This is a genomic window from Mesorhizobium sp. M0491 (genome assembly GCF_040321265.1).
In the GTDB taxonomy this organism is placed as follows: Bacteria; Pseudomonadota; Alphaproteobacteria; order Rhizobiales; family Rhizobiaceae; genus Mesorhizobium.
In genome coordinates, this window is the sequence record NZ_JAMYRE010000002.1 from 287,042 (window position 1) to 303,536 (window position 16,495).

Here is a 16,495-nt window from a genome sequence, read left to right on the forward strand (position 1 = left end):
CGAAACCGACAGGCCCAATGCACGCATTGCAACTTATCGAGGACCGCCGTCTTGAAACGGTGGACCTGCCGCCACCCTCACCGCCGGCACTTGGCGAAGTCACGCTGCGCATCAAGGCGGTGGCGCTGAACCATATCGACGTCTGGGGCTGGCGCGGCATGGCCTTCGCCAAGCGCAAGCTGCCTCTGGTCGTCGGCGCCGAAGCCTCCGGCGAGGTCGAGGCGGTAGGCCCCGGCGTTTCCAGCCTGCTGCCCGGACAATTGGTATCGATCTACGGCGCGCGCACCTGCGGCCTCTGCCGAGCCTGCCGCGAAGGCCGCGACAACCTCTGTGAACATGTTTCGGGTGTGCACGGTTTCCATCTCGACGGTTTCGCGCAAGAGAAGATCAACCTGCCGGCTCGCCTGCTGGTCCCTGCCCCGCCCGGCGTGACCGACATCGGCGCGGCGGTCGCGCCCGTCACCTTCGGCACGGTCGAGCACATGCTATTCGACAACGCCAGGCTACAGCCCGGCGAGACGATCCTTATCCATGCCGGCGGATCCGGCATCGGCTCGGCGGCCATCCAGCTGGCCAAGCGGATGGGCTGCACCATCATCACCACGGTCGGCTCCAACGACAAGATCGACAAGGCCAAGGCGCTCGGCGCCGACCATGTCATCAACTACCGCGACGAGCGTTTCGAGGGCGTCGTGCGCAAGCTGACCAAGAAGAAGGGCGTCGATGTCGTCTTCGAACATGTCGGCGCCGACACTTTTGCCGCCTCGATGTTGTGCCTGAAGCGTGGCGGCCGCCTGGTGACCTGCGGTTCGACTTCCGGCGTGTCGACGCAGATCAACCTCATGCAGCTGTTCCAGCAGCAATTGAAACTGCTTGGCTCCTTTGGCTGCCGCATGGAGAACATGGCAAACGCCATGCAGAAAATGGCGGCGGGACAGGTCGCACCTGTCATCGACACCGAAGTCGACTTCGACGGTATAGATGCCGCGCTGAAGCGCATGGAAGGCCGCGACGTGTTCGGCAAGATCATCCTGCGCGTCGGCTAGAGCCTTGACCTCTGTGTTCAAGAAGTTCCGCCGGGATCTAAAATTTCGTTACGGCAGGCAACTGCGCCAGCTCAATTACTGGCTGGTGGCGCGGGCGGCGATGATGATCATCTCGGTCCTGCGTCTGCTGCCGGCCGACAGTGCGCTGAATTTCGCCGACCGCGTCGCACGCCTGGTCGGCCCCCGGGTGGGACGCCATCAGGTCGCCGTCGACAATCTGCGCAAGGCCTATCCGGAAAAGAGCGAGGCCGAGATCCAGGCGATCGCCTCCGACATGTGGGGCAACATGGCCCGTCTTGCCGCGGAATACATCTTTCTCGACGCCCTCTTCGACTATGACCCCACGGCCAGCAAGCCCGGCCGCATCGAGGTCAAGGGAGCGGACCACTTCCTCGAAATCGCTGCCGAACAGAAGCCGCATATCGTCTTTACCGGCCATCTCGGCAATTTCGAATTGCTGCCTGTAGCGGCGGCGACCTTCGGCATGAACATCACGGCGCTGTTTCGGCCGCCCAACAATCCTTATCTTGCCGACTACATCCTCTCGACGCGCCGCTCGACCATGGGCTCGTTGCTGCCATCGATGGCCGGTGCCTCATTCGCCTTGGCCGGGGTCCTGGAGAACGGCGGCAACATCGGCATACTTGTCGACCAGAAATTCTCCAATGGACTTGATACAACGTTCTTCGGCCGTCCGTGCCAGAGCAATCGGGTGCTGGCCACCCTTGCCCGACACTACGACTGCGATGTCTATCCGGCGCGCTGCATCAGGCTGCCAGGCAACCGCTTCCGGCTCGAAATCGAGGACAAGCTGACATTGCCGCGCACCGCTGACGGCAGCGTCGATGTCCACGCCACCACCCAGCGTCTCAACGATGTCGTCGAACGCTGGGTGCGAGAAGATCCCGGCCAGTGGATGTGGTTCCACAAAAGGTGGGAGATCAGCGGCGGGCGTCGAAAGCGGCCCTCGCAGGCAAAAGCGGTCCCAAACGCTTAAACAGAACTGCTGGCGAGGGTGTTAGCCCTGCGCCAGCCGAAACAGCGAACCTGAATCTCTTCAGTTCGTCACGACAATCCGCGTATTGCCGAAGCCGGCTTGCCGAACCATCGCATAGAAGGCGGCGGCGTTGGTCGGGTGCAAGCGCACACAGCCATGCGATGCCGGGCGCCCGAGCTGCCTCACCGCGCCGGTGCCGTGAATGGCATAGCCGCCGCGGAAGAACACGGAATGAGGCATCGGCGACATGTCGTATTTGCGCGAATACCACATCCGCGCCGTCCGTTGCGGCCGATAGCTGCCGCGCGGGGTAATGTAGCCTTTGCGCGCGGTGGAGACGCTCCACCGGTAAACCGACGCACCATATCTGACGGTCATCGTCTGCGACGACACGTCAATATTTGCAACGAGGCTGGCTGCCCAGCCCTGCCCCGAAGCACCGAACAGCATCGCAACAAACACGGCTGCCATGAGAACTGTCTTTTTCATGCGATCAAACCCCTTTGATTGCCCCTAACCTGTCTGCCCTCAAATTGTCTTTCATCTTTTTAATGGCAGATGAACGGGCTAACACACACACCTTGACCAATTCGCCAATCCAAAGCAGCGAATTTGAACGATTTCCCGCAATAGTTGCCGCAACGACACGCCGCCCAGGCTCGATCACCAACGGGCTTGCAAAACCGCTGAGATCGCTGCTCAACTCTGGGCATGAACGAGCGACTCCTCCGGGCAATCGATGACAGGCGCGACGATGTCGTCGCGCTGACCACTGAGCTGATCCGTTTTCCGACCATCAATCCACCCGGCGAGGCCTATCGGCCATGCGCCGAATATCTCGGCGCGCGGCTGAAGAAGAGCGGTTTCGAGACCGAATTCATCCGCGCCGAAGGCACGCCCGGCGACACCGACCGCTACCCGCGCGTCAATGTCGTTGCCCGTTTCGACGGAAGATCGTCAGGCGCCTGCGTCCACTTCAACTCGCACATCGACGTGGTCGAAGCTGGCGACGGCTGGACCGTCGATCCTTTTGCCGGCATCGTCAGGGACGGCAAGGTCTATGGCCGAGGCGCCTGCGACATGAAGGGCGGACTTGCCGCCTCGATCATCGCCGCCGAAGCCTTCCTGGAAGTGTTTCCCGACTTTCCCGGCGCCATCGAAATATCCGGCACCGTCGACGAGGAGTCCGGCGGCTTCGGCGGCGTCGCCCATCTGGCCAGCCTCGGCTATTTCTCAAAACCCAGGGTCGACCACGTCATCATTCCCGAGCCGCTGAACAAGGACCGCATCTGCCTCGGTCATCGCGGCGTCTGGTGGGCGGAGATCGAGACCAAGGGCGAGATCGCGCATGGCTCGATGCCGTTCCTCGGCGACAATGCGGTGCGCCACATGGGCGCCGTGCTAAGGGCATTCGAGGACGAACTGTTCCCCGCACTCGACCGCAAGATGACGCGCATGCCGGTCGTGCCCGAAGGAGCAAAACGCTCGACCATGAACATCAATTCGATCCATGGCGGCCAGACCGAGGATTTCCGGCCAGGCCTGCCCTCGCCCAACGTGCCCGATTCCTGCCGGCTGACCATCGATCGTCGCTTCCTGCTCGAGGAAGATCTCGACACCGTCAAAGGTGAAGTGACCGGCATTCTCGACCGGTTAAAGCGCGAGCGGAACAAATTCGACTATGAAATCCGCGACCTGATGGAAGTGCTGCCGCTGATGACCGAGCGCGACGCGCCGGTGGTCAAGGCGGTGGCGCAAGGCATCATGGCGATCTTCGACCGCGAACCCGACTACGTCATTTCGCCGGGCACCTACGACCAGAAACACATTGCCCGCATCGGCCATATCTACGATTGCATCGCTTATGGTCCCGGCATTCTCGACCTCGCCCACCGGCCCGACGAATGGGTCGGGATATCGGACATGGTGGAATCGGCCAAGGTGATGGCGATCGGGCTCAACGTGCTGTTGCGCGGCACAGCCACGGGATAAGGAGCGTGTCGCGACAAGCTTCGACCTGCCGATAAGGCCGCCAGGACAAAAACATTCCCAACGACACCAACGAGCAGAACGAAACGCAATTTACTCCTTGGCAAAATCACGCTTCTATCGCCCGGGTTTGAGCACCTGTCTGAAACGCATGGGGAGTTGCACGATGAAATTGTGGAAAACCATCCTGGCCGCCGCAGTGCTGTCACTGGCCGCCGGCACCTCCGCGTTTGCCGCGCGAACCGACCTGGTCATCGGCATCGCGCTCGAACCGCCGCATCTCGATCCGACCGCCGGTGCCGCCGCGGCGATCGACGAGGTGCTTTACGCCAATGTGTTCGAGGGCCTGACCCGCATCGGGCCGAATGGCGAGGTGCTGCCGGATCTGGCCGAAAGCTGGACCATTTCCGATGATGGCAAGGTCTACACTTTCAAGCTGCACACCGGTGTAAAATTCCACGACGGCACCGACTTCGACGCCGGTGACGTGAAATTCTCGCTCGACCGCGCCCGCACCGACAATTCGGTCAATGCGCAAAAGAGCCTGTTCGCGGCCATCGACACGGTCGAAATCGTCGACCCCGCAACGGTCAAGGTCACGCTGAAGAACCCGCAGGGGTCCTTCCTCTACAATATGGGCTGGGGCGACGCAGTGATCGTGGCGCCGGAATCCGCCGACACCAACAAGGAGAAGCCGATCGGCACCGGCCCGTTCAAATTCCAGAGCTGGGCCAAGGGATCCTCGATCACCCTGGTCAAATCGGACAATTACTGGGGCACGCCAGCGTCGCTCGACAAGGCCGAGTTCCGCATCGTGCCCGATGCCGCGGCCTATGTGCCGGCACTGCTCTCGGGCGACATCCAGGCTTTCCCGTTCTTCGACGCCGACAGCGTCGCGCAGGTCAAGGACGACCCGCGTTTCAAGGTGGTGATCGGCGCGACCGAAGGCGAAACCATCCTGTCGATCAACAACAAGAAGCCGCCCTTCGACAAGCTGCAGGTGAGACAGGCGATCTCCTATGCGCTCGACCGCAAGGCGATCATCGACGGCGCCTCGGCCGGCCTCGGCGTGCCGATCGGCTCGCATATGTCGCCCGCCAACAAGGACTATGTCGACCTCACCGGCCGCTATCCGCATGATGTCGCCAAGGCCAAGGAATTGCTGAAGGAAGCGGGGCTGGAGAACGGCTTCAAGGCGACGCTGAAATTGCCGCCGCCCTCTTACGCGCGGCTTGGCGGCGAGATCATCGCCTCCGAGCTTCGCGACGTCGGCATCGACCTCGAAATCATCCCTGTCGAATGGGCGCAGTGGCTGGATCAAGTGTTCACCAAGAAGGACTACGACCTGACCATCGTCTCCCACACCGAACCCAACGACATCGATATCTATTCGCGCAAGGATTATTACTTCAACTACGACAACCCGGCCTTCGACAAGGTGATCGCCGATCTGAACCTCACTTCCGACGAAGCCAAGCGCAAGGAGTTGCTGGGGCAGGCGCAGAAAATCCTGGCCGACGATGCCGTGGTCGGCTTCCTCTACGAATTGCCGAAGGTCGGAGTCTGGGACGCCAAGCTGCAAGGGCTGTGGGAAAACGCGCCGATCCAGGCCAATGATTTGACCAAGGTGAAGTGGTCGGATTGAAGACTCAGGCTGCCTGGCGGAACTTGCGCTCCGTCACACCCCCCTCTGCCCTGCCGGGCATCTCCCCCGCAAGGGGGGAGATCGGCAGTTTGGCCGATGGTGCACCCTTTGCAACCTTCTTGGTCTGCGCACCGTCAACGATTGGCGAAAGCCTCGATGAGAGCACAATCTCCCCCCTTGCGGGGGAGATGTCCGGCAGGACAGAGGGGGGTGTGCGGGAACGCAACCTTTGCCCGGTGGACAAAATAACAGTGCCTCCGCTTCCATGACCGCCTATCTCCTAAAACGCATCGCCGTCGCCATCGCCACGCTGCTGCTGGCTTCCATGGTGGTGTTCGCCGTGCTGGAGATCCTGCCCGGCGATCCGGCACGGCTGATGCTGGGCATGAACGCAAGCGCCGACCAGATCGAACTTCTCCGCAACCAGATGGGCCTCAACGCGCCACTGGCCTTGCGATATCTGCACTGGGCCGACGGCCTGCTCAGCCTCGATTTCGGCCGTTCCTACACCTATTCGGTGCCGGTCATCGACCTGGTGAGCGAGCGGCTTGCCGTCTCGCTGCCGCTGGCGCTGATTGCACTTGCGCTCTCCACCATCATCGCGATTCCCGTTGGCCTGTTTTCCGCCAGCCGGCGTGGACGCGCCGGTGATACGATTTCGATGGGTGCCGCACAGCTTGGCGTCGCCGTGCCCAATTTCTGGTTCGCGCTGATGCTGATCTATGTGTTCGCCGTCTGGCTGCGGCTGGTCCCGGCCGGTGGGTTTCCCGGCTGGAGTGCCGGCGTCTGGCCAGCCCTGAAATCGCTGCTGCTGCCGGCGGTCGCACTTGCCTTGCCGCAAGCCGCGATCCTGGCGCGCGTCACCCGCTCGGCGCTGATCGAGGTGCTGAGCGAAGACTACATCCGCACCGCCCGCGCCAAGGGCCTGCCCTATCGCGCAGTCTTGTGGCGGCATGCACTGCGCAACGCCATGATCCCGGTCCTGACCATTCTGGGCCTGCAATTCGCCTTCCTGCTTGCCGGCACCATCATCATCGAGAATGTTTTCTATCTGCCCGGCCTCGGCCGGCTGGTATTCCAGGCGATCACCCAGCGCGATCTGATCGTCGTCGAAAGCGTCGTCATGCTGCTGGTCGCCGCCGTCATCGCCGTCAACCTTCTCGTCGATCTTTCCTATGCGGTTGTCGATCCGCGCCTGAGAAGCCGGCAATGACACTGCACATCGACATCCCAGAGGAGACGTTCGGCAGCATCCTGGCCAAGGCATTCAGGAACACCGCCTTCGTGGCCGGTTTCGTCATCACCCTGCTGATCCTGGCAATGGCAATCGTCTCCTATGCGTGGACGCCCTACGACGTCACCAAACTGGTGATATCGGACAAGACGCAAGCCCCCTCTCTGACGCACTGGTTCGGCACCGATCATTTCGGCCGCGACATCCTGTCCATGGTCATGGTCGGCGCCCGCAATTCGATTGCCGTGGCGCTGGTCGCGGTTGGCATCGGCATGGGGGTCGGCGTGCCGCTCGGCGCCTTTGCCGCGGCACGCGGCGGCCTCGTCGACGAGGCACTGATGCGGCTGAACGATCTCGTCTTCGCCTTCCCGGCTTTGCTGTCGGCGATCATGATCACCGCCATCTTCGGGCCGGGCGCGATCAACGCCATCATCGCCATCGGCATCTTCAACATTCCGGTCTTTGCCCGTGTCGCCCGCGCCGGCGCGCTGGCGATCTGGCCGCGCGAGTTCATTCTGGCCGCGCGCGCCGCCGGCAAGAGCAGCACGCAGATCACAATCGAACATGTGCTGCCCAACATCGCCACGCTGCTCCTGGTGCAGGGCACCATCCAGTTCGCGCTGGGCATCCTGGCCGAGGCCGGGCTTTCCTATCTGGGCCTGGGTGCCCAGCCGCCGATGCCGAGCTGGGGCCGCATGCTGTTCGACGCGCAGACCCGCATGGTGGTGGCGCCATGGATGGCGATCTTTCCGGGCATGGCGATCGTCGTCGCCGTGCTGGGACTGAACCTGCTGGGCGACGGCATTGCCGACATCCTCGATCCGAAATCGCGGCGGCAGCGATGAGCCTGCTCGACATTGAGAACCTGTCGCTGACTATCGGCGACACGCAGATCCTCAGGGGTATGGAGCTTTCCGTCGCGCCCGGTGAGGTAATGGGGCTGGTCGGCGAATCCGGTTCGGGCAAATCGATGACCGCGCTGACGGTGATGCGGCTTCTGCCCCATGCCGCGCGCGCCACCGGACATGTCACATTCGACGGCATCGACATCCTGGCAGCAACCGAGGACCAGATGTGCGCGCTGCGCGGCGACGACATCGGCATGGTCTTCCAGGAGCCGATGACGGCGCTCAACCCGGTCAAGACCATCGGCGAACAGGTTGCCGAAGGCATACGCTGGCACACCAAGGCCAGCCGCGCCGAGGCCGAAGACCGGGCGCGAAAAATGCTCGACCGTGTCGGCTTGCCCTCGGCGAAATTCCCGATGTCGCGCTATCCGCATGAACTGTCCGGCGGCCAGCGCCAGCGCGTCGTCATCGCCATCGCCTGCGCGCTGAAGCCGAAGCTGCTGATCGCCGACGAGCCGACGACGGCGCTCGACGTGGTGCTGCAGGCGCAGATCCTCGACCTCTTGCGCGACCTCGTCGCCGAAAGCCGCATGGGCCTGCTCCTGATCTCGCATGACCTCGCCGTGGTCACCGAGATGGCCGACCGCATCACCATCCTGCGCGGCGGCAAGGTGATGGAAGCCGGCGACACGGCGCGCACGCTGTCCGAACAGCTCCATCCCTATACGCGCCAGCTGGCGCAGGCCTCGATGCATGTGCCGGCGCGCGCCAGGCCGCATGGCATCGAGGCGGGCCATCCCCTGCTTCTGGTCGAGGGCGTGACGCGCGACTATCCCGGCCGGCGCACTTCGCTGTTCAAGCGTGCGCCTGGTATCCGAGCCGTCGACGACGTGTCCCTGTCGATGGCGCCGGGTCAGTCAGTGGCGCTGGTCGGCCGCTCCGGTTGCGGCAAGTCAACGCTCGCCCGCATGATCCTGGCGCTGGACCAGCCAAGCTCGGGCACGATCCGGTTCCGAGGCGAGACCGTCACCGGCAAGAGCGAAGCCGAGCTGAAGCCGGCCCGCCGTGACATGCAGGTCGTCTTCCAGGATCCCTACGGCTCCTTCGACCCGCGCCAGAAGGTCGAAAAACTGGTCGCCGAACCCCTGCATGTGCTGGAGAAAAAGCCGACGCGCGCCGAACGCCGCGAGATGGTGGCGCATGCGCTGCACGAAGTCGGTCTCGGCATCAGCGACATGGACAAATACCCGCACGAATTTTCCGGCGGCCAGCGCCAGCGCCTGTCGATCGCCCGCGCCATCATCACCCGCCCCAAGCTGGTCGTCGCCGACGAGCCGGTCTCGGCGCTCGACGTCTCGATCCGCGCCCAGATCCTCGATTTGTTCGCCGAGCTCAACCAGAAGCTCGGCATCGCCTACCTCTTCATCACCCACGACCTGACCGTCGCCCGCGCCATCACGGACGAGGTGCTGGTCATGCATGACGGCAAGGTCGTCGAGCGCGGCAAGACGAGCGAGGTGCTCGACGACCCGCAATCCGAGGCTGCCAAGGCGCTTGTCACCGCCGCCCCTGACTTGCACCGGGCAATCGCGAAGCGGCTGCGAGAGCAAGGCTGATCAGGAGAGAAGGCGGCCCAATCACTCCTGCGGCTTCACCACATCGACCGGGCTGATATCGAGCAGGTCGAGCGTGCGGCGCAGCAGGCGTATCTCGCTCTCGGCCAGTTGCGAATCCGCCTTGGCGATCTCCGCCATATGTTTGGCCAATTGCCGGCGCCGCTCGACATCGAGGTCGCGGAACAGTGCGATCGCCTGCGAACCATTGGTCTCGTAGCCGAACTCGTTGAGATATTCGATGACGCTGTCGATACTGCTTTCCGCAATGCCGAAGGCGTCCTTGCAGATGCGCCGGAAGGCAACCATCTCGCTCTCGCTGACAGACCCGTCGGCCAGGATCATGCGAAACAACATCAGCAGTTCCGCCGACAGGACCGGATCGTCCGCCACCTTGCGCACACCCGGGTCGCCGTCGAATATTTGACGTATCTGGTCCAGCAATGCGAATGCCATCAGGAGCCTCTTTCCGGGTTAACCACACAAATACAAATCCAAGCGCGATGCGCTTGGATAGAGGTAGCGCGGAATGGACCTTGCGCAAACAGGGCGGCCGTGGTCGAACGCCCGATATTTCAGCCGGCCGGACACCCCCATACATCAGATGATCGACCTTAGCATCCAGACCGTCGCCCTGCTCGCCTTCGCCGCCTTTGCCGCGGGCTTTGTTGATTCGATCGCCGGCGGTGGCGGGCTGATCACGGTGCCGGTGCTGCTGCTTGCCGGCTTCACGCCGGTCCAGGCGCTCGCCACCAACAAACTGCAGGGCATGTTCGGTTCGGGCTCGGCGACCATCCACTACGCATCGAAGGGTCATGTCGACCTCCGCCGGCAATTGCCGTCGGCGCTTCTGGCCCTTGTCGGAAGCGCCATCGGCGCCTTGCTGGCAACGATCGTGCCGGGTGACATTCTGCGGGCTGCCCTGCCTATTGTGCTGATCGCCATCGCGCTCTACTTCGCGTTTAAGCCCAACATGAACGACATCGACCGCGCCGAGCGGCTGTCGCCCTTCCTGTTCGGACTGATCCTTGTGCCCGCCATCGGCTTCTACGATGGCCTGTTTGGACCGGGCGCAGGCTCCTTCTACATGCTGGCGTTCGTGGCGCTTGCCGGCTATGGCGTGCTCAAGGCGACGGCGCATACCAAGCTGCTCAACTTCGCCTCCAACATCGGCGGCTTCATCGTCTTCGCGGCCTTCGGCGTCGTCTACTGGAAGATCGGCCTGATGATGGGCGTTGCCCAGTTCCTCGGCGCCCGCGTCGGCGCCAGCCTGGCCATGCGCATCGGCGCAAAACTGATCAAGCCGCTGCTGGTAATCGTGTGCCTGGCGCTTGCTGTGAAGCTGCTGGCCGACCCGGCGAACCGACTGCGCGCCCTGATTGGTGTGTGATCACGCGCCCTGATAGAATGCCGCTGTTCGAATCATGTTGGAGGAGCCACACATGAATCTTAGCGCACCTACGCAGATCGTTTTTATCATTTCCGTTGTTATCGCCATCATCGGCGCACTCGCCGCGCTTGGCGTTCTTGCGTTCATTCCACTCGCATCGGTGTGGATTGTTCTTATCGCTTTCATCGTGCTTGCCGGCGGCTGCTTGATGCGCGGCGCCTGACCATTTCCCTTGAAGTGGGGACGAGGAGCGCCCGGCCAAAAGCCGGGCGCTTTTGATTCCGGCCTCGAGTCTGCTAGATTTGACTTGGCGCAAGGATGGCCAATGCCCGTCGATATGCAACCCCAGCAAGAGCAGGACCGATCCGTCGCCGGGCGGTTCGAGATGCGCCGGCGCCTGCCCGACCCTCGACTTGAGGGCATTGTGTCAGACATTTGCGGCTATCGCGAAATGGCGCCCGGCCATATGCGCAACGTCGAATACGCGTCGCTCACCGTACCGCTGGTCATCAGCTTCGCCGAACCCTTCGCCATCGGCCTCGGCAAGGCGCCCGGCGACAATGACCGCTTCGCCAGTTTCGCCGCCGGTCTCTATGCCGGACCGGTGGTGATCGAATCCTTCGGCGGCGCCTGCTGCGTCCAGGTCAACTTCACGCCGCTTGGCGCACGCCGTTTCTTCCGCCTGCCGATGAGCGAGCTGGCTGACAGCATGGTCGCCCTCGACGACGTGCTTGGCGCGCAAGGCATGGCGCTGCGTGAACGGCTTGGCAACGCGCCGGACTGGGCCACGCGTTTCGACGTGGCCGAAGCCTTCGTCACCGCCCGTCTCGAGAATGCCGCAGAGACGCCGCTCGAAATCGCCTGGGCCTTTGACCGTATCATCACGTCCGGAGGCCGGACCCGCATTTCATCGATTGCAGAAAGACTGGGCTGGAGCCGCAAGCATCTCGCCAGCGGTTTTTCCAACGCCATCGGCATCGGCCCCAAGACGCTGTCGCGCATCGTGCGCTTCAACCGCGCGCTCGGTCTGTCGAGGCAGCAGACCGCCGACTGGGCGGATATCGCCGCCGATTGCGGTTATGCCGACCAGGCGCATCTCGTGCGCGAGTTTCGTGATCTTGCCGGCGAGACGCCAACCTCGCTTTCAGTCAGGTAACATTTCTTCAAGACGCTGGAACGGCCTTTGAGCAGGGTGGGTTATCGACCAACCACCACTGAAGCGCCGCGGCTTTACCCCGCTTTGCGCTACAAGAACGCGGCAAAAATGATCGACTGGCTGGGCGAGGCTTTCGGCTTCAGCGTCCGGGCCCGCCATGGCGAAGGCGATGTCGTGCACCATGCCGAACTGGTCTTCGGCTCCTCAATGATCATGCTGGGCACGGTGCGCGACGACGACTACGGCAAGATGGTCGGCGAGCCCGGCTCAGGCGGCGGCAAGTCGATCTACATTGCAGTCGATGATGCCGATGCCGCCTATGCCAAGGCCAAGAAGGCCGGCGCCACGATCATCCAGGAATTGACCAACCGCGACTATGGCAGCCGCGAATTCATCTGCCGCGACCCGGAAGGCAATGTCTGGTCCTTCGGCACCTACTGGCCGAAGGGAAGCGAAAGGGCCTGAACGACCATCGCCAGCGCTTGAAGTCGGCGAAAGCGTCCGAACTTCGTCATACCAAGGCGAAGCAGGAGCGAAGCTCCGTCGCGGAGACCCTGGTATCCATGCCGTGACCTCAACCAAAGAGTGCAACGGAGCAGAATTCTGCACCGAAGCAACGCTTCGAAGTCGCGGCATGGATCCTCGGGTCTGCGGCGCGTCGCTACGCTCCTTGCTCCGCCCGTGGATGACGACGTGATGGGCGTTTATCGCTAGTTGCCAAGGTGGTTCGCCAAACGGGCTCTATCGAGCCAGCGCAAAGATCGCGTCGCAGTCGAGATGGGTCTCCAGCTCGGCTGCGACCTCGTCCAAGGCCCGCTCGACCTCGGCCCGATAGTCGATGCCACCGCCCTTGATGCCGAGGCTTTCGAGGAATTTCCCGCGAAAGCCATCGGCGCCAAACAGACCGTGCATATAGGTGCCGATCACCTTGCCATCGGCAGACACTGCGCCGTCATCGACACCATTGATGACTGCCGACGGCCGCAGCGTATCCGGTCCGGTGGTGCGGCCGAGATGGATTTCGTAGCCCTCGAGCGGCAGGTCGAACGGCACCGAGCGGGCGCTGACGTTGCGCACCGTCTTTTCCGGTTCCATCACCGTTTCGACGTCGAGCAGGCCGAGCCCTTCGGCCTCGGTGACGCTGCCTTCGATGCCGTCAGGATCGCGCACCATGCGGCCGAGCATCTGGAAGCCGCCGCAGATACCGACGACATGACCGCCGCGCTTCCGGTGTGCGAGAAGGTCGCGATCCCAACCGTTCTCGCGGAATTTCAGGAGATCGCCGATCGTCGACTTCGAGCCAGGAATGACCACCAGCCCGGCATCGGCGGGCAGCGGCTTTCCCGGCGGCACGAACACCACCTCGACCTGCGGTTCGGCCTTGAGCGGGTCGAGATCGTCGAAATTGGCGATGCGGCCAAGCATCGGCACCGCCACCTTCAGCGCGCGCGCTTCGCCGGACGCCAGCCGTTCCAGCACCACCGAATCTTCCGAAGGCAGGCGTGCCGCCGCCTTCAGCCACGGAACGACACCGAAACAGCGCCATCCCGTGAATGTCTCGATCGACTTCAGACCGTCGTCGAACAGCGAAACGTCGCCGCGAAACTTGTTGATGAGGTAGCCGACGATCATGCGCCGGTCCTCTTCCGGCAGGATCAGATGCGTGCCGACGACCGAAGCGATGACGCCGCCGCGATCGATGTCGCCGACCAGCACCACCGGCACGTCGGCGCGCGTGGCAAAGCCCATATTGGCGATGTCGCGGCTGCGCAGGTTGATCTCGGCCGGCGAGCCGGCGCCCTCGACGATGACCAGATCGGCGCCCTCGCCGACCTTGCCCCAGGAGTCCAGAACGGCATCCATCAGCCGGCCTTTCAGTGCCTGGTAGTCGCGCGCCCGCGCTTCGCCGAACACCTTGCCCTGCACGATGACCTGCGCGCCGACATCGGTCTGCGGCTTGAGCAGCACCGGGTTCATGTGGACCGATGGCGCGACGCCGCAAGCGATCGCCTGCAGCCATTGCGCGCGGCCGATCTCACCGCCGCCGGCTTTATCGCCGGGGATATCGGCAACGGCGGCGTTGTTTGACATGTTCTGCGGCTTGAACGGCCGCACCTTCAGACCACGGTTCTTTGCCGCGCGGCAGAGGCCGGCGACCAGCACCGTCTTGCCGACATCGGAACCCGTGCCTTGCAGCATGATCGCTCTGGCCATCAGCCCCTGCCCTGCGCCACGGTTCCAGTGATGTTCGATTTTGCCGCCAGCGGCCCGCCGCGCCAGATGTAGAGCGCTAGCAATGGCTCCTTGCCGGTGCGCATGGCATGATTGACGTTGGACGCGTGGTGGACGACCTCGCCGGCCGTGCGCATGCAAAAGCCGCTCTCGCCCATGCGCCATTCGGTGCCGCCGGTCAGCGGAATGTAGATTTCCTCGGCAACGTGATGGTGGTCGGGATAGACGATATCCGGCCCAAGGATCAGCAGGCCGGCGGCGACCGCGTCATTGGCGAAATGGCCTCGGGTGCCAAACACTTCCAGCCAGCCGTAATTGTCGATGAACTCTTTTCCGAAATCGGCCTCGCCATAAGTCTGCCCCCAGCGAAAATCATTGCGACGCTCGGCAAGCAGTTGCACCAGCGGCTTGGCATCCGGCGGCGCCAGCTCGGCCGCGCGCTCGAGATGGCGCTGGCAGGCAAGCGGATGTGGCTCCAGCGTGCGGGCCGGCATGTCCCAGCCAATGCGCGCCACGGCTTCGCGCACCAAGGCGTGATCCACGGACGCAAGGTATGCGTGGAACCGGCCCAGCAGTTCATCGAATTTTGTCGTCACATTGTGCTCCGGACATGCATTGATGCACAGCCGCTCCCCAAATGGCCGGTTGATAGGCTCGGGTTGCGCGGCGGCATCATTGGTCTAGATTGGTGCGCGCGCAAAGCCAAAAACGACAGGCCAACAGGTCGAAGATTAGGAGCACGCCATGGACGCCGCGGTCGATGCGAGCACCAGCCAGTTCGAACTTAACGAGGAGCAGCGCGCCATCCAGGAGATGGCGCAGGCCTTCGCCGCAGACCGTGTCGCGCCGAATGCGTTAGACTGGGACCGCAACAAGCATTTCCCGGCCGACGTGATCCGCGAGACCGGGCCGCTCGGCCTTGGTGGCATCTATATCAGCGATGACGTCGGTGGTTCCGCGCTCGGCCGGCTCGATGCCGTACTGATCTTCGAGGCGCTTGCGCACGCCGATCCGGCCTTCTCGTCCTTCATCTCGATCCACAACATGGTGGCCTCGATGATCGACCGTTTCGGCAATGACGAGCAGCGCCAGCGCTTCCTGCCCAAGCTCACGTCGATGGAATGGCTGGCGAGCTACTGCCTGACCGAGCCCGGCTCCGGCTCCGATGCCGCGGCGCTCAAGACCCGTGCGGTCAGGAGCGGCGACGACTATGTCCTCAACGGCACCAAGCAGTTCATCTCCGGCGCTGGCGACAGCGATGTCTACGCCGTCATGGTGCGCACCGGTGCCGAGGGGCCGAAAGGCGTTTCCACCATCATCGTGCCGAAAGACGCGCCAGGCCTCTCCTTCGGCGCCAACGAGCACAAGATGGGCTGGCACATGCAGTCGACCCGCCAGGTGATTTTCGAGGATTGCAAGGTGCCGGCGGAAAACCTTTTGTCCGGCGAAGGCGCGGGCTTCGGCATCGCCATGGCCGGGCTCGACGGCGGCCGGCTGAACATATCAGCCTGTTCGCTGGGCGGCGCGCAGTCGGCGCTCGACAAGGCGCTTTCCTACACCGCCGAGCGCAAGGCCTTCGGCTCGAAGATCAACCAGTTCCAGGCGCTGCAGTTCAGACTGGCCGACATGGAGACCGAGCTGCAGGCGGCGCGTATTTTCCTTTATGCCGCCGCCTCGAAGCTCGACAGCAAGGCGCCGGATGCCGGCAAATGGTCGGCGATGGCCAAGCGCTTCGTCACCGATACCGGCTTCAACGTCGCCAACGACGCACTGCAGCTGCTCGGCGGCTATGGCTACCTGCATGACTACGGCATCGAGAAGCTGGTGCGGGACCTGCGGGTACACCAGATCCTGGAAGGCACGAACGAGATCATGCGCGTCATCATCGCGCGGGCGCTGATTGGTAGGCAGTAGGCAGTAGGCAGTAGGCAGTGAGATGACCGGCAAGATCAGTTCGTACAAGGATCTTATCGTGTGGCAGCAGGCGATGGATCTGGCTGTCGCCACCTATTCTTTGACCAAGGCATGGCCCAAGGAAGAATTGTACGGGTTGACCAGCCAAATCCGCCGTTCAGCGACCTCTATCCCTGCAAACATCGCCGAAGGTTATGGTCGAGACAACAGAGGCTCTTATCAGCAATTTCTCCGGATCGCCCAAGGCTCGCTGAAGGAGTTCGAGACACACCTCCAGATCGCCGAACGCATTGGCCTTGCCACGCATGATCAAGCTGATCACTTGCTGATATCGACCGAGGGCATCGGCAAAATGCTTCGCCAACTCATTGTCAGACTTACACCGGAATAGACATGCCTACTGCCTACTGCCTACTGCCTACTGCCTACTG

At 63.0% G+C, this 16,495-nt stretch carries 17 protein-coding genes; 13 read left to right on the forward strand and 4 right to left on the reverse strand.

The window, feature by feature from the left end; genetic code table 11:
* The first annotated feature begins 17 nt into the window (after positions 1-17).
* Together NKI69_RS03380 and NKI69_RS03385 are read left to right on the forward strand one after the other, a co-directional pair.
* Entirely contained in the window at positions 18-1,046 is a 1,029-nt protein-coding gene (locus NKI69_RS03380; protein WP_352720057.1) for a zinc-binding dehydrogenase, read from the forward strand.
* A gap of 13 nt (positions 1,047-1,059) precedes the next feature.
* On the forward strand, positions 1,060-2,043 hold the full coding sequence (locus tag NKI69_RS03385; RefSeq protein ID WP_352720122.1) for a lipid A biosynthesis lauroyl acyltransferase: 984 nt from the start codon (positions 1,060-1,062) through the stop codon (positions 2,041-2,043).
* 60 nt (positions 2,044-2,103) lie between these two features.
* On the opposite strand, the gene NKI69_RS03390 is transcribed toward NKI69_RS03385, so the two are convergent.
* On the reverse strand, positions 2,104-2,532 hold the full coding sequence (locus NKI69_RS03390; protein ID WP_023812266.1) for a L,D-transpeptidase: 429 nt from the start codon (positions 2,530-2,532) through the stop codon (positions 2,104-2,106).
* 222 nt (positions 2,533-2,754) lie between these two features.
* Between NKI69_RS03390 and NKI69_RS03395 the strand changes: the two genes are divergently transcribed.
* The 5 genes from NKI69_RS03395 (at position 2,755) to NKI69_RS03415 (ending at position 9,375) form a co-directional block, all read left to right on the forward strand.
* On the forward strand, positions 2,755-4,035 hold the full coding sequence (locus NKI69_RS03395; RefSeq protein WP_352720059.1) for an acetylornithine deacetylase/succinyl-diaminopimelate desuccinylase family protein: 1,281 nt from the start codon (positions 2,755-2,757) through the stop codon (positions 4,033-4,035).
* A gap of 163 nt (positions 4,036-4,198) precedes the next feature.
* Positions 4,199-5,677: an ABC transporter substrate-binding protein gene (locus NKI69_RS03400; RefSeq protein WP_352720061.1), complete on the forward strand. Its 1,479-nt coding sequence runs from the start codon at positions 4,199-4,201 to the stop codon at positions 5,675-5,677.
* A gap of 265 nt (positions 5,678-5,942) precedes the next feature.
* Positions 5,943-6,890 (forward strand): ABC transporter permease, encoded by a 948-nt coding sequence (locus NKI69_RS03405; protein WP_352720063.1) that lies wholly within the window; start codon positions 5,943-5,945, stop codon positions 6,888-6,890.
* Positions 6,887-7,756, forward strand: a complete 870-nt coding sequence (locus tag NKI69_RS03410) for an ABC transporter permease (protein ID WP_023812270.1) — start codon at positions 6,887-6,889, stop codon at positions 7,754-7,756. Before NKI69_RS03405 ends, NKI69_RS03410 begins: the two co-directional genes overlap by 4 nt.
* Entirely contained in the window at positions 7,753-9,375 is a 1,623-nt protein-coding gene (locus NKI69_RS03415) for an ABC transporter ATP-binding protein (protein WP_352720065.1), read from the forward strand. Before NKI69_RS03410 ends, NKI69_RS03415 begins: the two co-directional genes overlap by 4 nt.
* A 21-nt stretch (positions 9,376-9,396) precedes the next feature.
* On the opposite strand, the gene NKI69_RS03420 is transcribed toward NKI69_RS03415, so the two are convergent.
* A complete protein-coding gene (locus tag NKI69_RS03420; protein ID WP_352609576.1) occupies positions 9,397-9,828 on the reverse strand; it encodes a TerB family tellurite resistance protein in 432 nt (143 codons plus the stop codon).
* A 148-nt stretch (positions 9,829-9,976) separates the two neighbouring features.
* On the opposite strand from NKI69_RS03420, the gene NKI69_RS03425 reads away from it, so the two are divergent.
* From NKI69_RS03425 to NKI69_RS03440, 4 genes are all read left to right on the forward strand, one after another.
* The gene (locus NKI69_RS03425) at positions 9,977-10,762 is read left to right on the forward strand and encodes a TSUP family transporter (protein WP_352720068.1); all 786 of its coding nucleotides are present in this window, start codon (positions 9,977-9,979) and stop codon (positions 10,760-10,762) included.
* Positions 10,763-10,814: 52 nt separating this feature from the next.
* A complete protein-coding gene (locus NKI69_RS03430) occupies positions 10,815-10,985 on the forward strand; it encodes a hypothetical protein (protein ID WP_127268806.1) in 171 nt (56 codons plus the stop codon).
* 102 nt (positions 10,986-11,087) lie between these two features.
* Positions 11,088-11,918: a helix-turn-helix domain-containing protein gene (locus NKI69_RS03435; RefSeq protein ID WP_352552450.1), complete on the forward strand. Its 831-nt coding sequence runs from the start codon at positions 11,088-11,090 to the stop codon at positions 11,916-11,918.
* Between the two features lie 36 nt (positions 11,919-11,954).
* Positions 11,955-12,383, forward strand: coding sequence for a VOC family protein (locus NKI69_RS03440; RefSeq protein ID WP_502900146.1), 429 nt, complete (start codon positions 11,955-11,957; stop codon positions 12,381-12,383).
* A 276-nt stretch (positions 12,384-12,659) separates the two neighbouring features.
* On the opposite strand, the gene NKI69_RS03445 is transcribed toward NKI69_RS03440, so the two are convergent.
* Both NKI69_RS03445 and NKI69_RS03450 read right to left on the reverse strand, forming a co-directional pair.
* Positions 12,660-14,132: a cobyric acid synthase gene (locus NKI69_RS03445; RefSeq protein ID WP_352720073.1), complete on the reverse strand. Its 1,473-nt coding sequence runs from the start codon at positions 14,130-14,132 to the stop codon at positions 12,660-12,662.
* Entirely contained in the window at positions 14,132-14,746 is a 615-nt protein-coding gene (locus NKI69_RS03450; protein ID WP_128303972.1) for a dimethylsulfonioproprionate lyase family protein, read from the reverse strand. The genes NKI69_RS03445 and NKI69_RS03450 overlap by 1 nt, the downstream gene beginning before the upstream one ends.
* A 148-nt stretch (positions 14,747-14,894) precedes the next feature.
* On the opposite strand from NKI69_RS03450, the gene NKI69_RS03455 reads away from it, so the two are divergent.
* Together NKI69_RS03455 and NKI69_RS03460 are read left to right on the forward strand one after the other, a co-directional pair.
* Positions 14,895-16,064 (forward strand): isobutyryl-CoA dehydrogenase, encoded by a 1,170-nt coding sequence (locus tag NKI69_RS03455; protein ID WP_128303971.1) that lies wholly within the window; start codon positions 14,895-14,897, stop codon positions 16,062-16,064.
* 22 nt (positions 16,065-16,086) lie between these two features.
* Positions 16,087-16,455 carry a four helix bundle protein gene (locus NKI69_RS03460; protein WP_023812280.1) on the forward strand — a complete coding sequence of 123 codons (369 nt, stop codon included), beginning with the start codon at positions 16,087-16,089 and terminating at the stop codon, positions 16,453-16,455.
* The last annotated feature ends 40 nt before the right edge of the window (positions 16,456-16,495 follow it).